40 protein-coding genes and 2 pseudogenes are annotated in these 26471 nt (G+C 26.8%); 24 read left to right on the top strand and 18 right to left on the bottom strand.

The window, feature by feature from the left end:
• Window positions 1-15: 15 nt before the first annotated feature.
• Entirely contained in the window at window positions 16-330 is a 315-nt protein-coding gene (locus EU92_RS07300) for a hypothetical protein (protein ID WP_032513168.1), read from the top strand.
• Window positions 331-758: 428 nt separating this feature from the next.
• Here the strand turns inward: EU92_RS07300 and EU92_RS10170 are convergent, their stop codons facing one another.
• The 6 genes from EU92_RS10170 to EU92_RS07320 form a co-directional block, all read right to left on the bottom strand.
• Window positions 759-1058, bottom strand: coding sequence for a pirin family protein (locus EU92_RS10170; RefSeq protein WP_241432553.1), 300 nt, complete (start codon window positions 1056-1058; stop codon window positions 759-761).
• A gap of 107 nt (window positions 1059-1165) precedes the next feature.
• The gene (locus tag EU92_RS10250) at window positions 1166-1294 is read right to left on the bottom strand and encodes a hypothetical protein (protein WP_257469953.1); all 129 of its coding nucleotides are present in this window, start codon (window positions 1292-1294) and stop codon (window positions 1166-1168) included.
• An 82-nt stretch (window positions 1295-1376) separates the two neighbouring features.
• Window positions 1377-1913: a DUF1643 domain-containing protein gene (locus EU92_RS07305; RefSeq protein WP_032523378.1), complete on the bottom strand. Its 537-nt coding sequence runs from the start codon at window positions 1911-1913 to the stop codon at window positions 1377-1379.
• Window positions 1910-2395 carry a DUF2214 family protein gene (locus EU92_RS07310; RefSeq protein ID WP_032512806.1) on the bottom strand — a complete coding sequence of 162 codons (486 nt, stop codon included), beginning with the start codon at window positions 2393-2395 and terminating at the stop codon, window positions 1910-1912. The genes EU92_RS07305 and EU92_RS07310 overlap by 4 nt, the downstream gene beginning before the upstream one ends.
• 87 nt (window positions 2396-2482) lie before the next feature.
• A complete protein-coding gene (locus tag EU92_RS07315) occupies window positions 2483-3232 on the bottom strand; it encodes a GAF domain-containing protein (RefSeq protein ID WP_032512807.1) in 750 nt (249 codons plus the stop codon).
• A gap of 85 nt (window positions 3233-3317) precedes the next feature.
• Complete coding sequence (locus tag EU92_RS07320; protein WP_032512808.1) at window positions 3318-4565, bottom strand: NAD(P)/FAD-dependent oxidoreductase; 1248 nt, start codon at window positions 4563-4565, stop codon at window positions 3318-3320.
• 188 nt (window positions 4566-4753) lie between these two features.
• Between EU92_RS07320 and EU92_RS0108780 the strand changes: the two genes are divergently transcribed.
• Window positions 4754-4990 carry a hypothetical protein gene (locus EU92_RS0108780; RefSeq protein WP_032512809.1) on the top strand — a complete coding sequence of 79 codons (237 nt, stop codon included), beginning with the start codon at window positions 4754-4756 and terminating at the stop codon, window positions 4988-4990.
• A 145-nt stretch (window positions 4991-5135) separates the two neighbouring features.
• Window positions 5136-6008 (top strand): DMT family transporter, encoded by an 873-nt coding sequence (locus tag EU92_RS07325; protein WP_032512810.1) that lies wholly within the window; start codon window positions 5136-5138, stop codon window positions 6006-6008.
• Window positions 6009-6204: 196 nt separating this feature from the next.
• Here EU92_RS07325 and EU92_RS10245 read toward each other — a convergent pair whose 3' ends face one another.
• Window positions 6205-6339, bottom strand: a complete 135-nt coding sequence (locus EU92_RS10245) for a hypothetical protein (RefSeq protein ID WP_275040513.1) — start codon at window positions 6337-6339, stop codon at window positions 6205-6207.
• A gap of 491 nt (window positions 6340-6830) precedes the next feature.
• Here EU92_RS10245 and EU92_RS09830 point away from each other — a divergent pair, with 491 nt between their 5' ends.
• Window positions 6831-7001, top strand: coding sequence for a hypothetical protein (locus EU92_RS09830; RefSeq protein ID WP_193741695.1), 171 nt, complete (start codon window positions 6831-6833; stop codon window positions 6999-7001).
• A gap of 65 nt (window positions 7002-7066) precedes the next feature.
• On the opposite strand, the gene EU92_RS10240 is transcribed toward EU92_RS09830, so the two are convergent.
• On the bottom strand, window positions 7067-7198 hold the full coding sequence (locus EU92_RS10240; RefSeq protein WP_275040512.1) for a hypothetical protein: 132 nt from the start codon (window positions 7196-7198) through the stop codon (window positions 7067-7069).
• A gap of 282 nt (window positions 7199-7480) precedes the next feature.
• On the opposite strand from EU92_RS10240, the gene EU92_RS07330 reads away from it, so the two are divergent.
• The 4 genes from EU92_RS07330 to EU92_RS07335 all read left to right on the top strand — a co-directional run bounded on the left by EU92_RS07330 (window position 7481) and on the right by EU92_RS07335 (window position 8835).
• A complete protein-coding gene (locus EU92_RS07330) occupies window positions 7481-7663 on the top strand; it encodes a hypothetical protein (RefSeq protein WP_032512812.1) in 183 nt (60 codons plus the stop codon).
• A 36-nt stretch (window positions 7664-7699) separates the two neighbouring features.
• On the top strand, window positions 7700-7840 hold the full coding sequence (locus tag EU92_RS10125) for a hypothetical protein (protein ID WP_206537405.1): 141 nt from the start codon (window positions 7700-7702) through the stop codon (window positions 7838-7840).
• 427 nt (window positions 7841-8267) lie between these two features.
• On the top strand, window positions 8268-8432 hold the full coding sequence (locus tag EU92_RS09825) for a hypothetical protein (protein WP_193741696.1): 165 nt from the start codon (window positions 8268-8270) through the stop codon (window positions 8430-8432).
• A gap of 67 nt (window positions 8433-8499) precedes the next feature.
• Window positions 8500-8835 (top strand): DUF805 domain-containing protein, encoded by a 336-nt coding sequence (locus tag EU92_RS07335; RefSeq protein ID WP_032512813.1) that lies wholly within the window; start codon window positions 8500-8502, stop codon window positions 8833-8835.
• Between the two features lie 127 nt (window positions 8836-8962).
• Here EU92_RS07335 and EU92_RS07340 read toward each other — a convergent pair whose 3' ends face one another.
• Complete coding sequence (locus tag EU92_RS07340; RefSeq protein ID WP_032512814.1) at window positions 8963-9289, bottom strand: hypothetical protein; 327 nt, start codon at window positions 9287-9289, stop codon at window positions 8963-8965.
• Between the two features lie 229 nt (window positions 9290-9518).
• Between EU92_RS07340 and EU92_RS07345 the strand changes: the two are divergent.
• A pseudogene (locus EU92_RS07345) lies at window positions 9519-9737 on the top strand (M protein).
• Window positions 9738-10370: 633 nt separating this feature from the next.
• Window positions 10371-11201: pseudogene (locus EU92_RS0108775) on the top strand (fatty acid desaturase); the annotation flags it as partial.
• A 3-nt stretch (window positions 11202-11204) separates the two neighbouring features.
• Here the strand turns inward: EU92_RS0108775 and EU92_RS09815 are convergent.
• Window positions 11205-11357 carry a hypothetical protein gene (locus EU92_RS09815; RefSeq protein WP_193741698.1) on the bottom strand — a complete coding sequence of 51 codons (153 nt, stop codon included), beginning with the start codon at window positions 11355-11357 and terminating at the stop codon, window positions 11205-11207.
• Window positions 11358-11690: 333 nt separating this feature from the next.
• Between EU92_RS09815 and EU92_RS09810 the strand changes: the two genes are divergently transcribed.
• Both EU92_RS09810 and EU92_RS09805 read left to right on the top strand, forming a co-directional pair.
• Complete coding sequence (locus tag EU92_RS09810; RefSeq protein WP_193741699.1) at window positions 11691-11849, top strand: hypothetical protein; 159 nt, start codon at window positions 11691-11693, stop codon at window positions 11847-11849.
• On the top strand, window positions 11842-11994 hold the full coding sequence (locus EU92_RS09805; protein WP_193741700.1) for a hypothetical protein: 153 nt from the start codon (window positions 11842-11844) through the stop codon (window positions 11992-11994). Before EU92_RS09810 ends, EU92_RS09805 begins: the two co-directional genes overlap by 8 nt.
• 292 nt (window positions 11995-12286) lie before the next feature.
• Here EU92_RS09805 and EU92_RS09800 read toward each other — a convergent pair whose 3' ends face one another.
• The gene (locus EU92_RS09800; RefSeq protein ID WP_193741701.1) at window positions 12287-12427 is read right to left on the bottom strand and encodes a hypothetical protein; all 141 of its coding nucleotides are present in this window, start codon (window positions 12425-12427) and stop codon (window positions 12287-12289) included.
• 198 nt (window positions 12428-12625) lie between these two features.
• Between EU92_RS09800 and EU92_RS10235 the strand changes: the two genes are divergently transcribed.
• The 3 genes from EU92_RS10235 to EU92_RS09795 all read left to right on the top strand — a co-directional run bounded on the left by EU92_RS10235 (window position 12626) and on the right by EU92_RS09795 (window position 14457).
• Window positions 12626-12757, top strand: a complete 132-nt coding sequence (locus tag EU92_RS10235) for a hypothetical protein (RefSeq protein WP_275040510.1) — start codon at window positions 12626-12628, stop codon at window positions 12755-12757.
• Window positions 12758-13010: 253 nt separating this feature from the next.
• Window positions 13011-14180 (top strand): fatty acid desaturase, encoded by a 1170-nt coding sequence (locus tag EU92_RS07350; RefSeq protein ID WP_032512816.1) that lies wholly within the window; start codon window positions 13011-13013, stop codon window positions 14178-14180.
• 97 nt (window positions 14181-14277) lie between these two features.
• Window positions 14278-14457 carry a hypothetical protein gene (locus EU92_RS09795; RefSeq protein ID WP_032512817.1) on the top strand — a complete coding sequence of 60 codons (180 nt, stop codon included), beginning with the start codon at window positions 14278-14280 and terminating at the stop codon, window positions 14455-14457.
• Window positions 14458-14508: 51 nt separating this feature from the next.
• Here EU92_RS09795 and EU92_RS07355 read toward each other — a convergent pair whose 3' ends face one another.
• Window positions 14509-15129, bottom strand: coding sequence for a DUF938 domain-containing protein (locus EU92_RS07355; protein ID WP_032512818.1), 621 nt, complete (start codon window positions 15127-15129; stop codon window positions 14509-14511).
• Window positions 15130-15701: 572 nt separating this feature from the next.
• On the opposite strand from EU92_RS07355, the gene EU92_RS0108770 reads away from it, so the two are divergent.
• A complete protein-coding gene (locus EU92_RS0108770; RefSeq protein WP_011132751.1) occupies window positions 15702-15809 on the top strand; it encodes a high light inducible protein in 108 nt (35 codons plus the stop codon).
• Complete coding sequence (locus EU92_RS07360) at window positions 15809-15949, top strand: high light inducible protein (RefSeq protein WP_032512819.1); 141 nt, start codon at window positions 15809-15811, stop codon at window positions 15947-15949. The genes EU92_RS0108770 and EU92_RS07360 overlap by 1 nt, the downstream gene beginning before the upstream one ends.
• Window positions 15950-16660: 711 nt before the next feature.
• Here the strand turns inward: EU92_RS07360 and EU92_RS07365 are convergent.
• On the bottom strand, window positions 16661-16867 hold the full coding sequence (locus EU92_RS07365; RefSeq protein WP_032523511.1) for a high light inducible protein: 207 nt from the start codon (window positions 16865-16867) through the stop codon (window positions 16661-16663).
• A 1005-nt stretch (window positions 16868-17872) separates the two neighbouring features.
• Here EU92_RS07365 and EU92_RS07370 point away from each other — a divergent pair.
• On the top strand, window positions 17873-19075 hold the full coding sequence (locus EU92_RS07370) for an LptF/LptG family permease (protein WP_032512821.1): 1203 nt from the start codon (window positions 17873-17875) through the stop codon (window positions 19073-19075).
• Window positions 19076-19201: 126 nt separating this feature from the next.
• Here EU92_RS07370 and EU92_RS07375 read toward each other — a convergent pair whose 3' ends face one another.
• The gene (locus tag EU92_RS07375; RefSeq protein ID WP_032512822.1) at window positions 19202-19879 is read right to left on the bottom strand and encodes a hypothetical protein; all 678 of its coding nucleotides are present in this window, start codon (window positions 19877-19879) and stop codon (window positions 19202-19204) included.
• Window positions 19880-20544: 665 nt separating this feature from the next.
• The gene (locus EU92_RS07380; RefSeq protein ID WP_032512823.1) at window positions 20545-21021 is read right to left on the bottom strand and encodes a hypothetical protein; all 477 of its coding nucleotides are present in this window, start codon (window positions 21019-21021) and stop codon (window positions 20545-20547) included.
• A gap of 194 nt (window positions 21022-21215) precedes the next feature.
• On the opposite strand from EU92_RS07380, the gene EU92_RS07385 reads away from it, so the two are divergent.
• From EU92_RS07385 to EU92_RS07395, 5 genes are all read left to right on the top strand, one after another.
• Window positions 21216-21596 (top strand): DoxX family protein, encoded by a 381-nt coding sequence (locus EU92_RS07385; RefSeq protein ID WP_052045040.1) that lies wholly within the window; start codon window positions 21216-21218, stop codon window positions 21594-21596.
• Window positions 21597-22866: 1270 nt separating this feature from the next.
• Window positions 22867-23124 (top strand): hypothetical protein, encoded by a 258-nt coding sequence (locus EU92_RS0108765; protein ID WP_032512824.1) that lies wholly within the window; start codon window positions 22867-22869, stop codon window positions 23122-23124.
• 202 nt (window positions 23125-23326) lie between these two features.
• Window positions 23327-23473, top strand: coding sequence for a hypothetical protein (locus tag EU92_RS09790; protein WP_193741703.1), 147 nt, complete (start codon window positions 23327-23329; stop codon window positions 23471-23473).
• A 78-nt stretch (window positions 23474-23551) separates the two neighbouring features.
• On the top strand, window positions 23552-24070 hold the full coding sequence (locus EU92_RS07390; RefSeq protein WP_032514827.1) for a hypothetical protein: 519 nt from the start codon (window positions 23552-23554) through the stop codon (window positions 24068-24070).
• A 1-nt stretch (window position 24071) separates the two neighbouring features.
• A complete protein-coding gene (locus EU92_RS07395) occupies window positions 24072-24938 on the top strand; it encodes an LOG family protein (protein ID WP_080727634.1) in 867 nt (288 codons plus the stop codon).
• Window positions 24939-25037: 99 nt separating this feature from the next.
• Here the strand turns inward: EU92_RS07395 and EU92_RS07400 are convergent, their stop codons facing one another.
• The 3 genes from EU92_RS07400 to EU92_RS07410 form a co-directional block, all read right to left on the bottom strand.
• The gene (locus EU92_RS07400; RefSeq protein WP_032514830.1) at window positions 25038-25175 is read right to left on the bottom strand and encodes a high light inducible protein; all 138 of its coding nucleotides are present in this window, start codon (window positions 25173-25175) and stop codon (window positions 25038-25040) included.
• A complete protein-coding gene (locus EU92_RS07405; protein ID WP_032514829.1) occupies window positions 25175-25291 on the bottom strand; it encodes a high light inducible protein in 117 nt (38 codons plus the stop codon). The genes EU92_RS07400 and EU92_RS07405 overlap by 1 nt, the downstream gene beginning before the upstream one ends.
• Before the next feature lie 304 nt (window positions 25292-25595).
• Window positions 25596-25811, bottom strand: coding sequence for a photosystem II reaction center protein PsbN (locus tag EU92_RS07410; RefSeq protein WP_032523377.1), 216 nt, complete (start codon window positions 25809-25811; stop codon window positions 25596-25598).
• 353 nt (window positions 25812-26164) lie between these two features.
• Between EU92_RS07410 and EU92_RS0108760 the strand changes: the two genes are divergently transcribed.
• Window positions 26165-26471: hypothetical protein (locus EU92_RS0108760; protein WP_032523510.1), on the top strand; the 307-nt coding region annotated here is incomplete at its 3' end.

Below are 26471 nucleotides of genomic sequence, written 5' to 3'. Positions count from 1 at the left end.
AATTTATTTCTAACAATGAGTGAATCTAACAAATTACCTCAAGCAATAAGTCATAAAAAATTAAGTTACTTGATGCTGAAGGCGCAAAAAGATTCTCATTTTTCTGATGAATTAGCAGAAATAGAAAGCCCCGAAAAAAGAGAATTTGACGAGTTAACAAACAATTGGGAAGCCTCAACTAAGAAATTAGTTAAAGTGCTATCAAAAAGAAAAGAAAACTTACTAAAAGATAAATCACCTAATTCATTAATTGCTCTTGGAGCTATGGAAGTTCACCTTAATATGGCTTTGCAAGCCTTAAATGCATTTAATAAAGGAGTTGATCAGTAATAAATAAAGTTAAATAAACTATAATGAAGGCATTGAAAATAAAAGAAAATCTAGTTATTTCTCTGTATCTATAGAAATATCTTTAAAATTAATAACTTCGAATCCCAAGCCATCTCCAGAAGAGAGACATATATCAGAATTAGGATATTTACTTTTTAATAAAAGATTACCTTCTATTATTTGTATCCAATTATATTTATCGATTTTTAATGGTAATTTTTTTCTTTAATATATTTATATTTACAACGCCATAAAGAGATATTTTGATTTATGAAAAGTTTATTATTTTTATCGTTTTTGTAATCAAAAATAATATTATCACACAACTTTTCATTTAATGATATTTGGTCATAGCGAGGTTTGATATTTTCTTTTTGAGGGAATATCCAAATCTGGAACAACTTGCAGGTCTCATTTTCTTCATTCTTCTAGCTATGTGATATTCCAGTACCCGCGGAAATAACTTGCACTTCATTTTGGTGAATCTTTCCAAGATTGTTTAAAGAGTCTCTATGAGTTATTACTCCTTTTGTTACGACATTAATTATTTCCATATTTGCATGAGAATGTGTATTAAAACCTGCATTAGGAGAAATAATATCTTCGTTTATAACTCTAATATTCCCAAAATTATCCCATTTTGGATCTCTATGCTCTGCAAAAGAAAATGAATGCATAGAATTTAACCATTCTATATTTGATCTAAATCTTTCAGCCGATTTCCTCATTTTAATTATTTTCAAAGACATCAATGATCAGAAATAAATATTGTATTCTTGTGTTAAATAAATATTTATGAGATTTATAAATAATGAATAAGGAAAATTATTTTTATTTATTTGTTAATTTTACTTTGTGCTTTATTCGCTTTATTAATTATTTTTTTTGCTTCTTCTCTTGTAGAACATTTTTCTGCCTCAACATTTAAGTTTTTTAGTTTATTTAATTGCTTTGAAACTTTCATAAAAGTTTTAATTACCAAGTAAAAAATAACACATATCAAATGGAATAGCTAAAAGTAATGGTTTGGATTTCATCCTTATTACCTAAAAATAAGAATTGAAGATAGAATTATCGGAACAATATAGAGGATGTATTGGATTATCTTTGATTGTTTTCTTAATAAAAAGCGGTCCAAGAGGATTTTCAAAATTATTTCTCCTAATTGAGTTATATTGGATTATTTTTTTTGATATTTTTTTATTTCTATTTAGGAATTTTCCTTTGTTGCCCCAACCTAACCATAAATCACAATTTTTATTTTCAGACCAGTGTTTTAAGTTTTTATCAATATGTTTATTGTTTAGATAACCAACAGGGTTTTTGTGATTAAAAAGTTTATCTGGCTTACTTGAAATTAGAGCGAATAGATTTATTAATTTTACTTTGCCATAATTATTGTTTTTCGAAATTTTGATTACCTTTTTTGTTGTATTATCCAAAAAAGCTGCATCCGATAATGAAGGATTTAAACCAATAAAAATAATTTCTTTAATAGATTTAGAAATCTTATAACTTAAACTCCATCTATATCTTTTGTTTTTACTTATTAAACAATTTCTTTCTAGAAATAAATTTTTCAACCTAAACCTACACCTCTAGCCATAAGAGTTGCAAACAAAGGTATTGTTGCAAAACCAACTAATTCGGTGGTAATAATTAGTCTAAACCTCTTAACAAGGTTCACAGAAATTTCAGGTAATTTATTCTTAGTTAATGGAATTGCCCATAAGATATAGGTTGTTGTTGGGTATAAAGAAAGTAATCCTACCAAAATGTAAAGAGAAACCTTTATCCAAAACACAGGATTAGCTGTATAGAAATCACCTCCTTGGCCAAAATACTTAACTCGCAATATACCAGTTACTAATATTGCAACTCCGGCCAAACCATAAACCACATCTGCAATTATCATTGAGATCGTCTCATTTCTATTAAGACCTACTTTGAGAGTCAATCTTTCAAACAATAAAGAACCAAAACACAATATAATTCCTAAATAATGAACATATGCTACCAATGCACTTTTAACAATTTCACCTGTAAATAAAGTTCCTAATAACATTCTCTAGTCAAAATTTATACAATACTAACCACCAAATGAATAATTTGCTTGGAAATATATTAATAATTTAAAAGCAAAGTATTTAATCTAAGAATCTAAATACCTTTTTTGAACATCTTCAAAAAAATCCTTTTTATTCCATACCTCTATTACATCTGGGAAATGTTTTTCCATACATTTATCACAAACCCCATGACTAAATCTAATATCACTAATGTTTGAGAGATATTTTTCCAAATGCATCCAATCGCCCTCTTTATTTTTTACTTCTCTGCAATATGAACATACAGATAAAATCCCTTCTTGTTTATGCAAATTAGACAATGCATCAAGCAAGTTTAATGATTTTTTTCTAAGCTCTAAAAATGAAACTATTTGCTTGGATAATAATTCCATAATATTAAATTGTTGCGTAGTTAAATTTCCTGGCTTTCTATCAATTACACAAAGAGTTCCGAGTTTATTACCATCACTATTTCTAAGAGGAAAACCTGCATAAAAACGAATCTTTGGATCTCCAGTTACCAATGGATTATTTATAAATCTTTCATCTTGGAAAGCATCATGAATAATTAATGGACTATTTTCTTTTATTGCATGGGTACAAAAAGACCAATCTCTTCTAGTTTCTGATATTTGAAGTCCAACTTTAGATTTAAACCATTGCTTATCTTTGTCTACCAAAGTCATTAGAGAAATAGGGACATTACATGTTTTAGCAGCAATTTTGGTAATATCGTCATAACATGATTCTGGCTTGGTTCCTAAAATCCTGTACTCTGCTAAAGCTTTTAGTCTTCTTTCCTCTTCTTCTTTCTTTGATACAAGATTCTTCATTAATCTTAACCAATAATTAAAACTTTAAAATTAAATTTTCTCCAAAAAACTTTTTCCAGCTAATACTTAATAAAAAAAGATAAACTTATTGATTTGTTACTTTATTATTTAACTTTGAAACTGCAATTCCAGCGATCCATCCACTTGTCCAACAATGTTGAAAATTAAATCCACCTGTGATCCCATCAACATCTAAAACTTCTCCAGAAAAAAATAATCCTGGACAAATTAAGCTCTCCATACTTTTAAAACTAACTTCATTAATTTTTACGCCTCCAGAAGTAACAAATTCCTCCCCAAATGGACCTTTGCCCGAAATAATATATTTATCCTTCATAAGAATATTTATCATTTTATCTCTTTCATCCGCCATTAAATCAGACCACTTTTTCTCTTTATCAAGACCTATTTTATTTAATAAAAAAATCCATAATCTTTTTGTTAATAATGGAACAGGTCTACTATTTATTAAATTCACCTTACCTTTATTTAATCTTAAATAATTAATTTTTTCTTTTAACTCTTCAAAACTTAAAACTGACCATTTTATTATTAGATTAAATTTATATTTTTGACTAAAAAGTTCCCTCGCTGCAATTGATGAAAGTTTTAACACAGCAGGTCCACTAAAACCCCAGTGAGTAATTAGTAAATCACCTCTATTATAAAAGGTCTTATTTTTTAATTTAATTTCAATATCTATATCCTTTATAGATACACCTCTACATTTTTCCAAATTTGGCTCTTTTGTAGAAAAAGTAAAAAGTGATGGTACTGGTTTTACAATACTGTGCCCAAGATTTGCAGCTAATTTATATCCGCTAGGGTGGCCACCAGTTGAGAGAATTACATTTTTTGAAATTACCTTTTCTTTTTTAAGACTAAAAATATTAAATATATTATCTGGAGTTTTCAAAATTTCTTTTACAAAAAATTTTGTTAATATCTCCACTTTTTTTGATAAAGCACTTTTTCTCAAGCAATCAATAACATCTGAAGAAGAATTAGACTCAGGGAATACTCTTAGATCATCTTCAATTTTCAACTTTAACCCTCTTTTCTCAAACCAATCAAATACATCTCCAGCCGCAAAGCGATTAAATGCTTCCAAGAGCTGAATACCACCTCTAGGATAATTCTCAACTAGTTCATTTGGTACCCATGTTGCATTGGTTACATTACATCTTCCACCTCCACTAATCCTTACTTTCTCCATAAGTTTTGAAGTCCCCTCAAGAATTATTATTCTTTTCACTCCATTTTCAGCAGCAATTATTGCAGTCATAAAACCAGCTGCACCGCCGCCTACAACTGCTAAATCAAAAGGTTCCAAAAACTTATCCTACAATATTCCTTAATCTGATAATAGCAAGGTGATACCTAGAAAGATTCTTCCCGAAAATTATAAAAAAATATATAAAAACTTAAGAAACCATAAATTACATAGCAGCAATTTATTGTCATTTTGAATTTTTAAAAAAAATCAACGCAGTCGGTATTTTTATGCTCTATTTTAATTAAATGAGTCCAATATTTTCTTACGTTAAATATTCTGAGGCCAGCTTCCCCATGACTGGTCAATATACAGTTCTTCTTTTAATAACCTCTTTTATTTGGATTCTGCTCTGGTTTGGATACAGGCAAAATAAGATAAATGATGAAATCAAGAAAAAAGAAAAAGAAGAAAGAATTAATGCAAAAGTGCAAAGAAGAAAAAAATTAGAAAGTTTATACCCTATTAGAAAAAAAAATTTTTAAAATAAAAATTCATTTTACGTAAACATGAAAATAAATAATTTAAAATCTTTAATTCAGTACTTGCCTGGAGTCTTAATTCTTATGTATGTATTTTTTTTAGCACTAACTCAATTTATAAAATAAAATTTTCTAGAGATTACTCGTTTTGATTGGAATCCTTTCTGCTTTTGGAGCTGCTACATCTTGGACTTATGCATGCTTTATTTGGCGATCGCAAACTCAAAAATATAAAGCAATAGATATAAATTTAATAAAAAATACAATAGCTTTTTTAATTTTTATTCCGTCTTTTGTAAATCTCAGTTCTTCAACTGAATTGAAATACATATTTATCCTGCTATTTAGTGGAATAATAGGTATTGGTTTAGGTGATACCTTCTACCTAAAGTCATTACAAACAATTGGCACAAGAAAAACTCTATCTGTAGAAACTCTTTCTCCTTTAATGGCTGCTTTATCGGGTGAAATTTTTATTAATGAAAATTTAAAACCCAAATCATGGATTGGAATAATCATTGTATCGATTTCGCTTTTCATAATTCTCAAAAAAGGGAATAATTATAAGGAGGGAAACTCACCTTTTTCAGAAAAAAATAAATTTAAGATTTATGCATTTCCTATTTTATCAGTTTTATGTGCTGTTTTAGGAGGTCTATTTTCAAGGATAGTTTTCCTTCAAAGCAATTTATCTCCTCTCCTTACAACTGAGATTAGATTATTAGGTGCAATAATTTTTTTAATTACTTTAGAAAGATTTAAAATTAATTTTTTCTTAAAAAAAATGGAAAAAAATCAACGAAAAAGATTTTTGGTTTCAATATTGCTTGGAACCAATTTAGGAATATTGCTACAACAAATTGTATTTAAAACACTTCCCATAGGAGTGGGATGGGCTTTATTAAGTATATCTCCAGTAATTTCTTTATTTTTTGCTAAGAATGAGGAAAGAGAAATTACTAAAAAAATAATATTTTTTACTTGTTTTTTATTCTTTGGCTTGATATTAATAGTTCTGTAATGTCGGGGTTAATGTAATAAATACTCATGTTAATAGAAATAAGATTAAATAAAATTGTCTTGTAAATACTTAGAATAATGAAAATTTTAAAGAAGAAAAAACTTGGAACTTTTGAAGTTTATGTTATTTTTCTAAGCTGTATTTATGCAGGCTTTATAGGTTATAAATCTTTATTGAACGCTCTATTTACTTTAAATTAATTAATTCTTTGGGCTAATTTAATCAACTTACCTCCTTCTTGATCATCATCATCATTTGACCCAAAAAATAAAAAAAATATCCCAAGAGAAGCTATAGATAAAGAAATTGATAATACAGAAAGCTCATCCATAAATTTAGATTTTTTTAATAATAAACGAAAAAGAATAAAAGACAGTAAATAAATATACATTCTCGAAAATAAAGATTTCTTTTATTTAAAAAAATAAAATAAAAATATATCAGAACTATTGAAAGTTCTAATCTCTTCTAAATGTAGTGCAAGCGTAATAATTAAGTATGGAATAAAAAGTTGGCCTATTTGGGAATGTTAGCTAAGCAAATTCCAATGGAATTAAGATAATAAGTAAATTTGCTAAATTACTGAATTCCAAGCTAATATAAGTTCCCCAAAAGGTGCAATTTATGTAATTGAATTAAAGCTGGAGTTCTTGTTGAGTTTCAAGATGGGCTTTACTGCAAGTGGGCGTTAAACAAAGTATTTAAAAAAAATTATCGGTTGAGAAGTAAAATGTAAGAAAAAAAGTTTTTTCTTGTTTTATTATTAAGTCAATGCAGATAAAATATAGTTAATACATAATTTCCAAAAGGAAAACTAATATCATGCCTTTTACTGATCAAGAATATTTTGAGGTTATCGAGAAAAACGAAACAGTAAAAGAAGCATATGAAAATATTAAACAAATTTGCATTGATTTACAAAAACAAACAAATTGTCCTGAAGAGGACCTAAAAGATTTTCTTGAGTTTATTTCTAGAAAATGGAATAAATAATAATTAACAAGCCCTTTAAAAATAATAGATTTAAAGTCTCAATTTATTTTTCTGACTGAGAATTTCTAATCTAATTGCTTGTTTGGCTTAGTATTCATACTTGAAGTTTTCTTAGCAGCAGAAACGAAGAAAAAGAAGCCTACAATTCCTGATATACCAAATATCGCAGCCAAAGGATCAAAAGTGAAAGAAAACATAGAATTAATAAAATCAAGATAAATAATAGTTTTTGATTCAAAATTGTACAATTATTGTTAAGTATAAAAAATAACAATTGCATGATTCATTATGTCATTATGAGTTTCTTAGTAGTGTAGAAGACAATTATTATTCAAATTCATCTTCAAGTATGAAAATGTCAATATATACCTAAGGTTTATTAGTATGACAGAAAAAGTTTTAAAAAATATCTATAGAGATAAATAATACCACTACCCAAGGAATCCACAATTGTTGTTTCTCTTGATTAAGATCTATATATGACAGACTTGTATTCAGCTTCATCCTCAGTAATTCCTTTTACAGCATTATTATGGTGTTTTTATCCCGTAGCTGTACTCGTAATTATAGAGTTACTTCTTGGAGGTGGCTTCGATGATGATAATAATGATGACCAAGATGGTGGAATGCTAATTCCTGCTTATTCGAGATCTAACGTATAATCTTCTAAATCACAGCAGCAAATTAACGTCAGTTAAATGGCTCATAATGTCAATACCAATCTTATCTCCTTAGTTACACTTGCCATTCTGATTATCTCTTCTCTATCGTTACTAGTCTTAAAGACTCTAAAAGAGGGTAGAAAAGCTCTAGAAGAAATAAATAAGGATTCATCCTAAATATCAAAAAAGAAATTAAAAATGTAGAATTTTCTTATTAGCATTATTTATATAAAGGCTTTATAAGTTTTACTATCTTAAATATATTCCTAATAAATAACTATTTGAACTTTTGAAAGTTTGGGAAAATCATAAAAACCTTAAATAAATATTAGAATTTATCTTATTGCTTAATCAAACAATTACCTATTCATAGTTATTCCTTTTTTTTAAAGAGAGACTTATTATGCTTTATTCCCTTCATAAATAAACATGCATTTAAATTCTTTACTCTATATTTGTTCTATATCTTTATTCATTTACATAATGGCACTATTTTGGAGAGACTTACCAAATCAAAAAAAGTAAATGATTAATATTAATTTTGTTGCCTATCAATATAAATTAAGTTATTAATTTAATATTGGCTTTAATTTTTCCATTATAAATGCTGAAAGAATCTTCAAATAACCATAATAAAAATACATTCTCGGAGACTACAGATATTGCAAAAGAAAAGATGATTTGCAAAGACGGATTCTGTTCATTACCAAATCGAGAAGAGATCACAAAACAAGATACAAATGATATGAATCTATTTGATCCTATTTAGTAAATAAATAACATTTTGATAAATTAAAGATCAAATTGATAATATTAAATTCTTGTAATCTTAATTTATGCTTAAAGACTTTTTAAATGCATATCAACAATTTTGGATTAAAGCTACAGACTTCACAGGTTTCACATTAAGGTCAGACTGGTGGTATGTTCAATTAGCAAATCTGATAATTTATTTCATTACTATCCCAATATTTTTAAAGACTTTTGGTTTCAATGCTTATGGAATTGTTTGTATTATTCCTACAATAGCTATTGATATAAGAAGAATCAGAGATTTTGGTAAGAATTGGAAATGGATCTTTATAAATTTAATACCAATATTTGGATGGATTTTATGGTTTATCTGGTTAGGATTTGGGAAGTCTGGTAATGGCAAAAATAAATTTATATAGAAATTAAAAGATTATTCAAGAGCATATTAATTAATTTATATATGAGCTGAATTTATCCTAAAGAAAAATTTAAATTAAGTTAATTTAACTTTATCTAAAAAATATTTATATGCTAATTCAATGAAAATCAACTCTTTATTTTTTTTCTTTTTTTAAAATCTACAAATTTTATATTATTTCTTAACGCTATTTGCTTTTCAAGAATTCTAAAAACATGCCATTCACATTCTGTTAATTTAAGAAACTGATCGAGTGTATCTTTATCTTCTTCATCAAAATTCTCAAAAACTTGCGAAATAGCAATCCTATTATTAGAGATAAAATCCTCTGCAACATCTTCTGGATTTTTACCAGAGTCGAAATCATTAAAAGCCTCATAAGAATTAAGTTCTCTAGTTAACCATTTAAACCAAGGTTCATATTTATTATGATTTTTATTAATGATTTTATTCATGAAAAGATTTTTACTAATTTAATCATTATTAGCTTTTCTTCCTTTGACAGCTGTACAATTACTCATTTTTATGAATTAAATTAAATTAAATTAAATTAAAGAAAAACCTTAATTTTTTTTGTTTGCACAATATATAAAATAATTATCTATGAAATTCCCTCAAGAATGAGCATTTATTACTTATTTTTATTATTTAGAGATAGCTAAACTTAAATTTTATTAAATAACTTTGTCTATTCCGTTTTATGAATTTCCTTCATCTCCAATTTTAATTATTGGTGCTCTTGGTATTGCAGTAGCAATAATAGTTTTTTTTTGTCGCATATCAAAAATATTTGAATTCACCTTTGAACAAAGAACTTACAAAAATAAGAGAGGCTTAATTATGGAACAAAAAGAATTAAATGAAAGACTAGAAAAAATAGAGCAAGATTTAAAAAATTTATGAAATAAAAATTTAATTAATAATAATTTTTAAAAATAATCTTATTAAAACATAACTTAATGATCTCGAATTCAAGACCTTATTTTTTTTAATAGGAAATATGGTCTATAAGGAGTTATGGATAAAGATCATCTTGTAGAATTAATTTCTAATAGCCTTCTTTATAAGAATAAAGATTCTGAATCAAAGAAGACTCTTTGTGATTTTAAGAATTACTTAAAGAGATTAAATTTAGATCAATTGAGAACTATGTCTAAAGAATTTATTCTTTAGTGATTTATCAAAAAAATTGCCCTTCTTAATTAATAATAAATATTTTTTTGAAATTTGTTATTTTCATTAAAAGGTACTAGAAAAAATATGACCAAAATAAGAAGAAGTGATTTTTTAATAAAGCCATTTCTAACAAAGAGATAATTGTAGAGCTTTTTTTTAAATCGCTTCTACCATAGTCCCAATTATCTCTCTTTGGTTAATTGCTAACCAAATAATAAATTCGCCTTTCTTTTTCTTAATTAAAGTTTTCTTATTAGGACCTATTCTCTGTCTTCTAACGCTACTTTCATCTAGAACATTTTCACTAATGCATGATTGCGGTAATAACTCTCTTTTTACAAAACGAAGTTAAACAGCTTCTTTGGATTTTTGCTTGGCCTAGTAAATGGCATTCCTCAAAAATCATGGTCAATTGACCATGCATTTCATCATAGAAATAATGGTAATTGGGAAATCTATAAAGGTCCCATAGATTTTATAAGTCTTGAGGATTATAATCATCTCTCAAAAAGAGAACAATTATTTTACAGATTAAGTAGAAATTGGATAATGCTTTTCCCTGGAGGATTTTATTATTTAGTTTTGAAACCTAGATTAGGATTGCTGATTATAATTCTTAATTTTTCTAATGATTTAGTAAAAGAGGCTTTTATCAAACTTAAGAAACGAAAATTTTCTGAATTATTAGCTATCAAATCCAGAGTCAAGCCCCCTTTTTCTGATTACGGTGATAATTTTAGTGAGCTATTTGAATTAATAACGAATAACGTCATAGTAATAACAGGATGGATGTTTATGTCTAAATGGTTGGGAATAGTATTTTTCCTGTTATTTTATTCTTTAGTATCCACATTATCAGCCGCTATTCTAATATGTATTTTTTTCGTCCAACATAACTATAAAAATGCATATGCTAAAAATACAAAAAATTGGGACATCTTGGAAGGTGCAATTTTAGGTAGTAGCAATTTAAATATACCTAATTTGCTAAATTGGTTTTTAGCAGACATATCATTCCATAGCATTCATCATCTTTCTGAAGGAATCCCAAACTATAATTTAATAGCCTGTCATAACGCAAATAGTCATTCGCTTAAGCAATCAAAGTTCTTAAAATTAAGCGATTTTCCAAACTGCTTCAAATATATTATTTGGGATAATAAAAATGAAAGATTAATTTCAATAAGTTAGTACTTAATTATATCTTCGTCTAAATTTTCTCTTAAGAGGAATACTACTATATGCGTGTGTTCCAATAGATGGAGGCAAGTCATTCTTTATAGGATGAATGAAAGCATTTGCCATACTCTCAAACATTTTCGAAAGCCAATAAGTTGCTGATTTCATTTGAAAATCTAAAAGTGTATTTTATTATCATCTAATTAAATTATTCAAAAGTAAATCAGTCTTTATGCTGATTTTTTGAAAGTTTAATTTAGAAAAAATTAATATTCAAAAATCAAAATTGGAAGAAACGAAAGTCAGAGAATTTACTTCGTAAAATTAAAATTGTTATTTTCCACCATTTTTTAGAAGAATATTATTACAAACCTTCTTAAGGCAAATGAGGTGAAATCCTAATTTAGTAAATAATACTTATTTTTTCTAATTTACTTCATAAAGTTAATTATTAATTATAATTTCGTGCTATATATCTTTTTCAAATAAATTTAAAAATTTATGAATAATTCATTTATTTCTGCTTACGAGAATACAGAAAAAGATCCTATTAATTCATATTTTGAATGTATTACTGAATGCAGTATTGTAGATGGTCATCAAAAATGTATTACTCGTTGTTTAGAAATTCATTTAAAGGGAGGTTATCAAAATGAATAAAAGAAATTCCCCGCAAAGGAAAACAACTCTTAAATGGAACTCTAATGGAGAGCTTTCGGAAATTGACATGTTAAGAATTTTAGAGAGGATATCATCTAATGAGCTAAGTCAATGTAAATTAACCTGCGATTCTGATCAAGCTTAAAAATTAAGCATAATAAAACCTTTTTAAGGTTAATAGATTATTAATTACGCACAGAAATTAAAGTCGAATTTAGATAAAATTTTTTTTATTTATTACTCTTAAAAACATTAATTTGTATTAAGCTATGTTTTTAATAAAAAAAAGGATCGAATTTCAAAATTTCCTTTCCTATAGCTTTATTTAGATGGCTTATTAAAAAACTTAGGCGATTGAACAAGATAAATTGATACTTTATAAGATTTTTAACTATGCATTAAATCCTTTCTCAAGACATTAAGTAAATTCTAAATAATTAATTTTTAGAGGACTTACCTTCTTTAAAGAGTGTTTCACTAATTTCTTTTTTTGTTATTTGAATCGGTTTTGCTATGGCTGAATCGCCATGTGTTGGACAATAATAAGTCATTAGCATCCATTTTTTTTCTTCATCCATGAGAGATACCTTCACTTTAGGGAAACAGATGAATAAATAAATAGGATGAATTATGAAAAAATCGATGTTTTTTAATATTTTTTTCTTTTTTGCTTAATAATTTGTGGAGGATTTGCAGCAATTCGAATTAAATAGATATAAATACGCATGACTTTAAAAAAAAATCCTGCTATTTATTAATAAATTCAAAATATTTTCATGTCTTTAGAATCTATATTAATGGTAGTGGCTCCAATTTGTCTTTTTACAGTAGGAGTAATTGTTTTACCTATTTTAGTAAAACCAAGAAAACAACAAGGACTCCCAAAAAGATATATACGCGGTCTTTAAATTAAATGAGCTCTAAAGAAGAAGAAAGTCAGGCACAGCAAAAACTGATTATATTGAGCAATTTAGAGATTCGGATAAAAGTATAAAAGCAAAAATGTTCTACTCAAATTAATTTTTTTGAAGAAAAAAATAGGCATGTAAAAATTCCATTGAAAAAAACAAACTATACATTAATTTTCATTAAGAGATCCTTTGATGGATAATAGAATATGTATATCCATTTTTATTAAACTAAATTCTTATCTATAAAAATTTGAGTAATATAAAATTTTCAGGTCTTAAAGGCCAAGCGCTTGTAATAGAAAACAAAGATATTCCAAGCATAAAAGAATTTCAGGATGTTATCCCTAAACACTATTTTAAGTGCGATACCAAAACCTCATTGAGGTATCTTTTACAATCAACTTTAATTCAATCATTAGTAGTCGTAATAGGTTTATCTATTCCATTTACTGCAAAAATGATCCCAATTTGGATCATTTACTCATTATTATCAGGTACCACTGCTATGGGATTCTGGGTAATTGCCCATGAATGTGGGCATGGAGCATTCTCTAAAAACAAAGCGTTGGAAACTATAACTGGATATTTACTACATTCATTACTGCTAGTTCCTTATTTTTCATGGCAGAGATCACATGCTGTTCATCATCGATTCACAAATAATGTAACGAATGGTGAAACTCACGTTCCTTTAGTAATTGAGGGGGATGGAGTGACAGAGAAGATTGGCGGAGAAAAAGAATTACATTTTTCACATTCGATAGGAAAGAAAAATTATGGAATTTTACAACTACTTCTTCATCTAGTATTTGGCTGGCCTGCTTATTTACTTACAGGGAGTACTGGGGGTATTAAATATGGAACTTCAAATCATTTTTGGCCAATTAAACCATTTTCCAAAGCCTTATGGCCATCAATTTGGACTAAAAAAGTTTGGATATCAGATATTGGTGTAGTTGTCACATTATTGGGTATTTTCTTCTTTGTTTCTAAGTATGGATTATTTCCAGTACTTGCAATGTATATTGGCCCCTTATTAGTAGTTAATAGTTGGTTGGTAGTTTATACATGGCTTCATCATACAGATTCAGATGTACCTCATCTTTCTAATCAAGAATTTTCCTTTATGAGAGGAGCATTTTTATCTATCGACAGGCCTTACGGTAAAATACTTGATTTCCTTCATCACAATATAGGTTCTAGCCATGTCGTTCATCATGTCTGTCCAGCTATACCTCATTATCATGCTAAAAAGGCTACTGTCTTAATTAAAAAAGCCTTTAAAAAAGCATATCTTTTTAATCCTGATCCTATACCCAAAGCCCTCTGGAATATTGCTTGTAATTGCGTTGCTGTTAAGTCAGACCTCAAAGAAGGGAGATATATCTGGCAATCTTCATACAATAAAAGAGGATTATAAACATAATAAAATTAATTTTTTTATCACATTAATTTACACAAACCTGAAATAAATATTAAAGAACAAGCAATAACCAAATTTTCATCTTAAAAATTAATTGGTTAATAAAAATCTTATGAGTGGAGACAATTTTCTTGGGAAACAACCTATTAAATTTTATTCAGAGATAATAACTCTTACAAAAGTGGAATTATTAGAAAAACAGTTGATTTTAGGTGAAAAAGTATCAGATTTAGATGAGAAGCATAAAGAATGGAGAAGAAAACTCTCAGCTTGACAAGTAAAAAAATACTTTTTATTAATTATTGATATTTTTAATTTAATTTAATCAAAAAATTTTTCTGTAAATTATTAAAAAATTGTTCGCAGGCATAATAATTGTATCTTCTTTTAAAAAACCATTTTTTTTACCTTCATCACTTACATGTTCAAGATTTCTAATACCCCAAAGATCATTTTTTATTTTTAATAAATTATCAAAAGAATAATTACTTTGACTTGTATGCTTATTACCAATTTTAAATGGCCCATAGAATATCAGAAATTGTCCCTTATTAAGTAATTTTCCTGACTCCTTAAAGAGCGCTATTGTACTAGTCCATTTTGCTACATGAATCACATTAATGCATACTATACCTTGCAAAGAATTTAATATCTTCAGTGGAATTATCCAAGGGATTTTTTCTAAATCAATAACTATAGGCTGAGGCATTTTATTATTTAATTCTTCATGATTAATCCAAGAACTTATACTTGTTCTATGTAATAAATCCGGATCACTTGTCTGCCATATTATTTTAGGAAAGCGTTTTTGAAAGAATACTCCATGTTCACCACTTCCACTTCCAATTTCCAATATTGAACCATTTTTTTTTATAACTCTAGATAGAACATCTCCAATACAGTTTCTATTTCTCTCAGTAGCCGAAAAAAAAAGTCTATTGTCCAAAATTTTAAAAATGGGAAATGAATTTAAATTCTTCTAAAATCCTAATTTATTTAACTTTTCTCAACTTAGGAGTCTTAAAAAACATTATTTTGAAGCTAAAGAATAATATTAAAATTGTAAGAGCGGGCACTATATAAAGTATTAAATCAGAACTTAATAGAGAAGGAATTCTCGCAAAAATTAAATGAAAGTAATAAGTTGCAAATGACATAAGTATTTAAACATCTTATTTATTAATAGCAATTATTTGAGTTATAAAAACTGTTCTTTGTATAAACCTTAAAATCCATAATAAAGAGTCAGCCTGTATACCTACTAGCTAACTCTAAAATCTATAATAATTTAAATTACCTCTAGATGAGGATTAAACCATAAAAATAAAAAGGACGTACTTTATATTTTTTATTTATGATTTACAAATAATAGCTTTGAAAGCAAACCGCAAGAGGGGTATATTCTGATACATATTTGACTCATATTTGACAAATTAAGAGAGATGAAGGGGATATTTAATATTTTTGTTTACAAAAATAAATAAATATGTTATATTTGTTTACAAATTACACAAAAAAATGACTCCAGAAGCAGAACGTTTTAATGGTTGGGCAGCAATGCTAGGTTTCGTCGCAGCAGTTGGCGCATATGTAACAACTGGTCAAATTATTCCAGGTTGGTTCTAATGAAAAACACGGAAACCAAAATTATAGAAAAAGAAAAAATAGTAGCTGAAAAGCTAAATGGGAGATTTGCGATGTTAGGTTTTATAGCACTTGTTGGAGCTTACTTGACAACAGGTCAAATTATTCCAGGTTTCATTTAAGGAAAAACTTAAAAACTCATATATTGAACCAAATTTAAAATTAAATTTGGTTCTTTTTTTTTCTCTAGTTAATCGAAATAAAATTTTTTAAATTGTCTGATTTTTAAAAATTCTAAAGTCAAGTATAAATAACATTCTCAAAATCAGTATAAAAACTCTACCGCAATAGTAGAAATAGCATTAGATTAATGATATTGATTGGAGTTAAATGAAATGGTAAACCTAGGATTGGAAATAGTATTTTGGCTAATTTTACTAATTTACATAGGTGCCAGATTAACACAAACTAAAAAGGTTTTTAAACAACAATATTAAGAAATTTTTACCTAACTAAAGTATTTAAACAACTCCATAGTAATTAAATTAAAGTTAAAAAATAATCTAGGCAAAAACTATTAATTTAATCATTTTTAATTTTGTTCTATAAATAATGCTATCTTAATAATTAGAATTTAAGGGTTAGATGAGAGTAAAGCTTGAGCCTGAGACAGCATTTATAGGCAAAAAATTTGCATATTTATTTCTAGGAATAATATTTGGTCTTAATGCAATAACCTTTATTTGGTTTTTTTCATTTTCAAAATTAAGTTAAATAGAATTTAAATATACGTATGAAATTGATAATTTTATAATTAATTTTTTTTGATCATTAATTATGAAAACATTTACTATTTTTTTAAAGGAGAAAATTATAAAGTTAGTAAGATTTTTTCAAAAAATACCTGGTATAATCTGGCCTGTTGTTATGTATGCCCCTAGAAGTGCAACTAATCCTATCATGGCCCATCTGCCATTTACTTTTTCTGCATTTTGAGGATATCCATCGTAAGATACAGTTTCATCTATGTAAGGTCTTGTTTCAGAAGGGAACATATTTTGTCTCCCACCTGATTCTGTTGTAATTTCTGAGTTTGACATTTAGAAGTTTGAATTGTTAAATAATGTAACACAAATATTAATTTTCGTAAACCAGAAAGCGATAAAAGGTTTTATACCTATCACTTATTGAACAATATGTGACAATTATGACAAAAACTAGTTGCTCCAAACAATCTAATTAAATTATTTCTTTTGATCTATTTTGCGGATTTATTTGCAAAATAAGCATTTATACTCACAGTAAGTAATTTTACTTAGTAATATATGTATAGCATTTAGGAAGTGCTTAGCTGGTTGTTCTCAGAAATGTGATTAACCTGGTCGTCATGAGCTTGCCGGTGGGATACTTGCAAGCTCTTTTAATTTTTTAAAGCAACCCATATAAAAACCATTAGATTAGATTAGATTAGATTAGATTAGATTTTTTTTATTAAAAAAAAGCTTTCAGGCCTTAAAAGAATGTCAAAGTTTAAATTTTTTGCTAAATAAAAAATAGAGTCTATATAATTTGTGTCTTTAGATTTTATTCTCATTCCTTCTTTTATCCTTATTATCCTTTTTCTTTTAAATAGAGAAAATAGAATCTACAAAAGAAATCAAAAAGCTAAGTAATAAAATAACTTGAAAAGAGCATTTAAAGACTCGCTTCAACAACTTTAATGTCTTTCATTTCATATATATTTTAAAAAGTTGCTATTGTGGAATTACTTGCAAATTCCAGATTATTTAGAATATAAATTGGGCTTTATTTTTTCTTAAAATTATTTTGTTCCAATATAATCTTGACATATTAATCTGTTCTAATTTTTGTTGGCAATGCATGCACTTACATTCTTTTAAAAAAGTTTTATTTTGCATTAATTTGCTTTTTATACTAAAGAAACCAAATCTTTTGTTTAACTGCAAGTATGAAAAATCATTTTTTGATTTACTTTAGGGATTACATATAAAAAATAGGCTTTAAATAAGCATTGTAATATTGGTCTGTAAATCATTGATATTTTATAATGAGAGAAAAGAACGTATAAATAACATAAATTTCTTTTGAAACTTTCAAATCAATCACTAATAAAAAAAACCATCAATAAAATAATTATTCCTTGGTATTCAATACCCCTAATAGATAGATGGTTGTTAGGGCAAATAATACCACCTATGATATTTGCTATTTCTGCTTTTACTGTGATTTCTCTCTCTGTGGGTGTAATGTTTGATCTGATTAGGAAAATAGTTGAGTATGGTTTACCTCTTTTACAAGCTATACAAGCTTTAATTTATAGCCTTCCTAGTTTTTTAGTTTTATCTTTTCCAATGGCTGTCTTATTGTCAACATTATTATCTTATGGCAAACTATCAGCCAATTCTGAATTATTAGCTTTAAGGTCATTAGGAATTTCAACATCTCGAATTATTGCTCCAGCTATTGCAGTTTCAATTTTCATGACAGGATTAACTTTTTATTTCAATGATAAATTAGTGCCCACTAGTAATAAGCTTGCTGAATCAACTTTAAGATCCGGAATAGGAAGTTCTTTCAATAAAGGGAAAGGTAAAAATAACATTATTTTTTCTAGAAAAGGATCAAGAATAGATCCCATTACTAATAAACCAACAAAAACAAATACATTCTTGACTCATATCTTCTATGCTTCCAAATTTGAAAATAACATGATGAAAGAAGTTACAGTTTTAGACTTTTCAAGAGAAAATATAAAACAGATCCTTACTGCTAATAATGCCATCTTTGATAAATCCAATTCTTCTTGGATATTCAAAGATGGAAATATTGTTTCAACTGACTCTATTGGCCAAACAACAAGTATTAAATTCAAACAATATATATATCCTTTCGTTGAAGGTCCATTAGATCTAGCAAAAGTCCCAAAGGATGCAAGTGACATGTCTTTACAAGAAGCTTTAGAGGCTGAAAGAATATATAAAAAGATAGGAAATCAAAAAGAGATTAGAAAAATTCAAGTACGAATTCAAGAAAAATTTACCTTGCCTTGTGCATGTTTGGTTTTTGGATTAATAGGTAGTATTTTGGGAACTAAATCTAATTTAAGATCTTCAAAAAGTCAGGGGTTTGGATTGAGTGTAATTCTAATATTGGTTTATTATGTAATTTCATTTGTATGCAGTTCTTTTGGCGTTAAGGGATTACTTTCTCCAATAATTGCAGCTTGGTTTCCATTAGTAATTTCTCTAGGTGGTGGATTTTATTTTTTAAAAAGGACATCTACATAATTATTTAAGTACCTTATAAAAGTATTTTAAAGATTAAAATTTCTCATATTTTGAATGGCACTTCAAATATGTAAACCATTTTAACTTAAAAGGAATTTTTAATTATCTATTTGAGTAATGAAAAATTTATTTTTTTGAATTTTTTAATAATCGTATATTCTGCAAAAAATGCAAAAAAATTCCAGTAGACAAGAGAAATTCGAAAATCTCTTGATCATTTCTAATATGCTGAATTGTTGAAGCCCAGGAGAGATCATAGTAGGCAAAATATAAAGATACTAATAAAAAAAATAAGCTATATTTTCTACTTGGTAACGCACTTAAATGTGACCATTTTCTCCATCCAACCCAACCTAAGAAAATACATAAAATATGTAATAAAGGATCAAGAAAAAGATTATGAAAAAAAGGAAGATTATGAAAATTTGTCTCGCCTTGAATACTTAACTCTGAGATTGAATTCAAAGTAAAGCCTGTAATTCTCTCCCCCCAACTTATTTCTTCAGCAGCAATCAAGAAACAAAATATACTAAAAAATAACCAAATCAACGAATTGATTGATCTCTTTTTTTTTGATTTATAGAAAATAAAAAGTCCAATTAGAAAGGAAACAAAAAACTCACTAAACTGCAACCATTCCAATGGCCCATCTTCTTTTTTCAATAAATCAAACCAAGTTATACCAATTAAATTTTTACCAAAAGGTAGTATGTATACAAACCCGTAAATAAATATTAAGTAATAAATTGGAAATAAATTAACTTTTGAAGAAATTGAGCCCCAAGGTGTTCTTATTTCATTCATTTAAATTAAAATTAAATCTTTAATAATAATTTTATAACTGTCAATTAACTAAGTAAACGTTTTTGATGATAATTAAAATTTCAGATTAAATCTTAAAAAGTTTAAATTAAATTCAAATAGTTCTTTAATTAAACCATCCTTTTTTCTTTGATTTAACTTCAGGAGAAGTCTGAACTTTGGGTGATTGGTCTTTTTTCCCTTTAATAATAATTAATGGGACTATTGCCCATAGTGCTAAAAATAGAATCTAGAAAAGGTAAATGTTCATAACATGCAATTACGTTTAATTAATAATAAAGTCTATCAAATAATATCTGTGAGTTTCTTTTTAAAGTTCTAATTTACTTGTATAATCGCTCACTAATTTTTTTACTTAAATTAAATTTTAAAAATATGTTTAATAAATTAATAATATAGTCAGAATTATAGAAAGTTTAAATCAGAAAAAAATTAAAAAATATAATTTATAAACATATAAAATTTAGCTTATTTGAAATCTTATACAAGGCAAACTAAAATTTAGAATCAATAAAAATTTATTTATTCTTTATCAATTATTTGCTTTATGTTTATTTTTAGCTTTTGAAAAATTTTTATTTCGACATCTAGAAAAAGTTAATCAAATATAAAAAAAAATTTCAGCCTCAAAAAAGCATTTTAATTTATTAAAAAAGATTATTAATTTCTATGTTTATAGAATTATATTTTGTATTAATATCCTTAATAAATTCATCGACTTCTTTTTTTATATTTTTATATTCATTTATTCTTTCTTTGCTTTTCTCATAGAAAATTGCTTTAAATATTCCTGGATTGACCTCCTCAATCCAATACCCAGCGAAACAATAAAGTTTATTAGGAACTAGAGTTATAACAAACAATTTTTTCGAATTTTTATATTGATCAATTATCTTATTAGCCAAAGATCCTTTAGTTTTATTAGAACCAAATGCAGTAATATCTTTTGCAAAAGGCTTAAATTTATTTGATAATTTTTGATTTTTTTCTACTGAATTTCTAGAAATTATTTTTTCTAGAGAATAACAATAATCTAATAAATTAGTATTTTCTTTTTTTGAAGGATAAATAGTTATAAAGGAACTAAAAAGTAAAAATAAAGATAAAAGTAGTTTATTAAACATTTTTAATTTAACTTATATTCATTATTACATGAAAACAAAAAGACAAATAAAAAATACTCTAAATTATATTTAAAAGATTTAAATTAATTAGGAGACTTTTTTTAATATAGAAAACTTATTAGAGAATCTTCTAAAGATTTATATAAATAACAAAGTATTTGTTTAACAAATAATATTTTTAATATAATAAAACTATGAGAAATTTAAGTTTCAAAAATAAACGTATCAAATCTCTTTTAGATTTTTTTTCAAGATTAGCCATCTCGGCTATATTTATCTCAGCAATCCACGGCAAAATAAATGATTTTGAAAGAACAGTTGACTATATTTCATCAAAAGGAATTTCTGAACCATTATCATCTGTACTCCTAGTGGGAGCAATTATATGTCTTATCTTGGGTTCTGGATTTTTTATCTTTGGAGAAAATCAAAAGATTGGTTCAGTATTTTTATTACTTTTTCTCATCCCAACTACAATAATTTTTCATGTATTCCCTTTCCATCAAAGAGCGGTACTTATGAATCTAGGATTGATAGGTGGATTAGTTATTACTGCATTGAGAGAACCAATATAAATAGCCTTATTAAATAAATCTAAATAATTTTTTATTTATAAAAAAATTTTCAGTTAGTTTGCAAATTATCAAAAATAAGAGCAAGCAGAAGCTATTCAGAATTTAAATATATCATTTTTATTTATATTTTCTCCTAATTCAAGCAATTAGCAATTTAAATTTATTTCAAATTAATGCCTTTATTTCTCTATTAGAAATATGATTGAATATTTCTGTTCATTGTTCTTTATAAACTGGATCTTTATCAAATTCTATTTTTTATCTTTCAATAAATCAAATCTAAAATCAAAATTGAAAACTAGAAAAATTTGCTGCGAGAAAATCAAATACAATTTTTTATGCAGTTAATATCATTTAGTGATTTATAATGTAAGTAAGAAAACCAGTAAATTTAAACAATTTAAATCCAATAAAAAAAGGCAAATATTTTTTGATCTTTTCCCCAGCGGGTAATAATTTTTTAAAAGGCTTATCTGTAGTTTGCATTAACAATTTAATAATATAAAATTATTTTAACGAATTATTTTTAAAATTATTGCATTTAAAACTTGAAACGATAGGATATTACAACTAAAATTAGATAAATAAAATACCTTTTTTTAATGGATAAAAGATTTATTACTGAAAAGATAATGACTCTTCTTATTTCTCTTATGAGCTAATGAATATCTCCCCACACCTATTAATTGATGCTGTGATATTAAGTGCTGCCCTTACAATAACTTTGGTATTAAGAGCAAAAGGTAATGCTGCCAGAAAAGAAAAACGAAATAAATGATTACTAAAGAAGAAGAAAAAGAATTTAAAAAACCTAAATTATATAAAATTTGGAACTTTCTTATTTATGGAACTTCGATTGCTATTGGAGTTTTCTTAGTTTATTTATATTCTGCTTATGTCTTTATAAATAAATGACTCACATGTACGAAATAGCAATTACTTATGAGGTTCTGAGTCTTTTATTTCTTGGTGGGTTTGCATACTTTACTTTTAAAATGAAACGCTAATTTTCATGTCCTCTTTAATGAAAGATTTCTTGGATAAATTTTTTGATTTATGCAGAGAATATCAACAAGAAATTCCACCTCAAAAGATGGCTGAGGTTTTAAGAGAATATGCAGATAGATTAGATGGATGAATAATAATGGCTGATCTCAGACAAGATATAAAGGAACAGAATTTATATGGAAACTTATCCGAATTTTTTTAAAGTTGAAATCAATATTTTTTAAAATATCTTCCTTGTAATTATTTTTAATTTGAGGTTTTTTTGATCCTTAATCCGTACAATTTTGTTCCTCTAACCGCACACATAAAACTTGAAATTAACTATTCAAATGAATTAGAAAATAGATGTAGTGAAGAGTTAAGTCTTATGGCACTAAAAGACAAATTTACTATCCAAGAAATTAATTTGGATAAAAAAGACCTTACATATGATATTGAACCAAAAGAAATTGGAGCTTATTGGCATAAAGAATGTGCAGAGCATCCAAGTAACAACCATTGCAAAATTTTTTGTGATTAACACTTTAACTTTTAGGTATTCTTACGCTTGATTTTTACATAATAAACATACTAAAGATTAATCAGATAGAAAGGAGGCTAGGCAAATGACTAATTTAGGTATAGAGATTTTATTTTGGACAATTTTAATTTCTTATATGGGATTAAGGTTTTCTCAAACTTGGAATGGATTCAAAAAACAGTATTAATTAGGAGAACAGAAAATGAAACTACAAACACAATTCACTGTTCCAAACAAAGAATTAAAAGATATTGATTATGTTAAGAAAGTGGATTTTCTAGAAGCAACTTTAAATAAAGAATGTATAGATTATAAAAATAAAGAAGATTGCTTGGTTTGTTGCAATTAAAAATAATTTAATAGTGATTTTTAAAAGTAAATAATTTTTTAATCGTATTTGTAAATTTTCTAAAAGGGAGTTAGCACTATGAAATTAAGATTCTTCCCAATAAATGTTTTTAGAGAGACTCCAAAGGTCACATTTTTCGATGCAGGCTTAGATATCTCTAATGGTTCTGATGTTGTGATTCATTCTGGAGAAGCTATATCTCCACCAGTTAAATTTAATGAAGAGCAATATTACGTTCACAATCATCAAATTGATCACAATTTAGTTATCACCGGAGAAAGGAAATTTGTTTTAATAAATCCTTCCTGGGATGAACCTCATCATGTGATTTATTTAAATAGAGCTATGGGAGCATTAGAAATTCCTATAGGAACTTATCATAGATCAATCTCAGGTAAAGAAGGTAGTATTGTTTTAAACCAACCCAAAAGAGATAAATTTTTTGATCCTGCTAAAGAATTTATCCCTCAAAAATTAGACAAAATTAATTTAGTTAAGGCAAGAAAAAGTCCACCTGTTTATTGGATTTACGAAAATAACAAAATTAAAAGAGTCTGTTTTAATCCTCTAGAAAGAAAAGTTAAAACTCTTGCTTGAAATGAAAAAAACAAAAAAGCAGATGTCGCCTAAAACAAATCATTTAAAAAACCTGAATTTAATTATTAATTCTGATACTTATAAATTGGCTCATGAAGATATTGATTTACTTAGTCGAAATGAGATGCGAGGAGTCAGAATGCTTCTTGAAATTACTAAACCAGATTTAATCCTTGAAGAAAATAAAATTCTTTCAACCATAATTATTTTTGGAGGCGCAAGCATTAGAGAAGAAACAAATACAAAAAAGAGAATTAAAAATATAGAAGAGTTAATAAAAAAAAGTCCTAAATCGATACTTCTAAAACGAAATTTAAATAGATTAGAAAATTTGCTTCTAATGAGTCACTACTATCAATCCGCAAGAGAGTTTTCAAAACTTGCTTCAATTAGTAATCAAGATAAAAACTGTAATTCTCATGTGATTGTGACAGGTGGGGGGCCAGGAATTATGGAAGCTGCTAATAGAGGAGCATTTGAAGCTAATTGTAAGTCTATAGGTTTAAATATCAGTCTCCCTAATGAACAAATCCCAAATGCTTTTATAACTCCCGGACTTTGCTTTAAATTTAATTATTTTGCATTAAGAAAGATCCATTTTGTTATGCGATCAGTGGCTGCTGTATTTTTTCCTGGAGGATTTGGAACACTTGATGAATTATTTGAACTATTAACACTTTGTCAAACAGGCATGAAAACTAAAATCCCAATCATACTTTTTGGTAGAGATTATTGGAATAAGATAATTAATTTCGAATATCTAGCTGATCTTGGATTAATTGAAGATGACCACTTAAATCTTTTTGAATATGCAGATTCTGCATCAGAAGCATGGGAAATCATCAAATCATCAAACATCTCAGATTAAAAGTTCTGTTCAAATAAAGACTTAAAAAAAATTATTTTTAATAAAAAAAAGTCAACTTTTTTAAAAAGCTGACCTAGAAAGTTAGAAAAAAATAAGCCTTTAAATAACCCCAGGAACTATTTGTCCGGTTGTTATGTACGCTCCAACAAGAGCAACTAGACCAATGATGGCAAACCTACCATTTAATTTCTCTGCTTTTGTCTTTTGAGGATCAATGTTTATTTTTTGATTTTCCATTAAAAAATACCTGGAATAAGTTGACCTGTTGTTACATATGTTCCCACTAAGAGCATGAAAGCCATCATTGCTGGTCTCCCTATGGCTCGATCGAGGATGTCCTTATTTGTGTTCATTTAAGTAAAGATATATTAATAAAATATTACTAATTGTAAACAATAATCGGGGAATGAATGTATAGAATGATTCAATGTTACAGAAATGTAGCAACTTTTAAGGTTTCAAACGGTTTATTTAAAATTAAATAGTTAAATTTTTAAAATCCCTAAAAGCAAAGCTACTGTTTTGTAAACATGGCATTTTGATTAGGCAACCAAAATAGAAGAAAAATAAAGAATGATAACAATGCTCCTGAGAGAATTGAAATAAAGAAGAATTGCGTCGTTAATTCCGAATCAAAGAAATATAAATACATATATTTCAATGAATATGTTCTGCTTCATTTTCGTTTTGACCATTGTGATCTTGGGCAAACCCTAATTCATGCATTCTTGCATGATCTTTAATTGTGTCCCTTAACTTATGGGAGGATGGTCCAACTGTTGTATAAATTCCATAACCTATTGAATCAAAAAGTAAAAGTCCAACACTACCGAAAAGTAAAAATAATGTTGGATCTTGGATTGTCTCTATCATGTTATATAAATTTAATTACTGAAGTAACAGTAATGATCTTCAACGAATTATTCAAGAGCAAAATTTATAAATAGAGGAGGGGAAAATCATCCCTAAATATAAAGAATAAATGATCTAGATGTAATAAAATAGGTAAATATTAAACTTAATAATCACAAAAATTATATTTTAAAAATATTTATCAAAGTAAAATTTATAACACTCTTTGGTTTTTAAATATTTAAATTGATTGATATTAAAGAAGTTTATATTAATACTTTGATTTAACTAAATTTACTATGATTTGTATTATTTGATGTTGATTAAAATTAGATTTTTAAACTAGTTTGTATTTAATTCAATGGTATTAGTAAATGGAAATTTTGCTTTTTGCACTTTTCTTTATTAGCGCACTTATTTTCTTTATTGCAGGTAAAGATGATTTTGGAAGAAAAGGAAGTGAATTAAAAATAAAGGAAGAGAGAAAAGTTACAGAAGAGGGGAAGGAAGAGGAGCAAGTTACAGAAGAGGGGAAGGAAGAGGAGCAAGTTACAGAAGAGGGGAAGGAAGAGGAGCAAGTTACAGAAGAGGGGAAGGAAGAGGAGCAAGTTACAGAAGAGGGGAAGGAAGAGGAGAAAGTTACAGAAGAGGGAAACATTGAACCAAAAGAGGATGGCAAAA

Source organism: Prochlorococcus marinus str. MIT 9107, from assembly GCF_000759855.1.
Classification (GTDB): Bacteria; Cyanobacteriota; Cyanobacteriia; order PCC-6307; family Cyanobiaceae; genus Prochlorococcus_A; species Prochlorococcus_A marinus_N.
The sequence above is the reverse complement of the archived record's forward strand: the minus strand, read 5'-3'. Positions and strand labels throughout refer to the sequence as shown.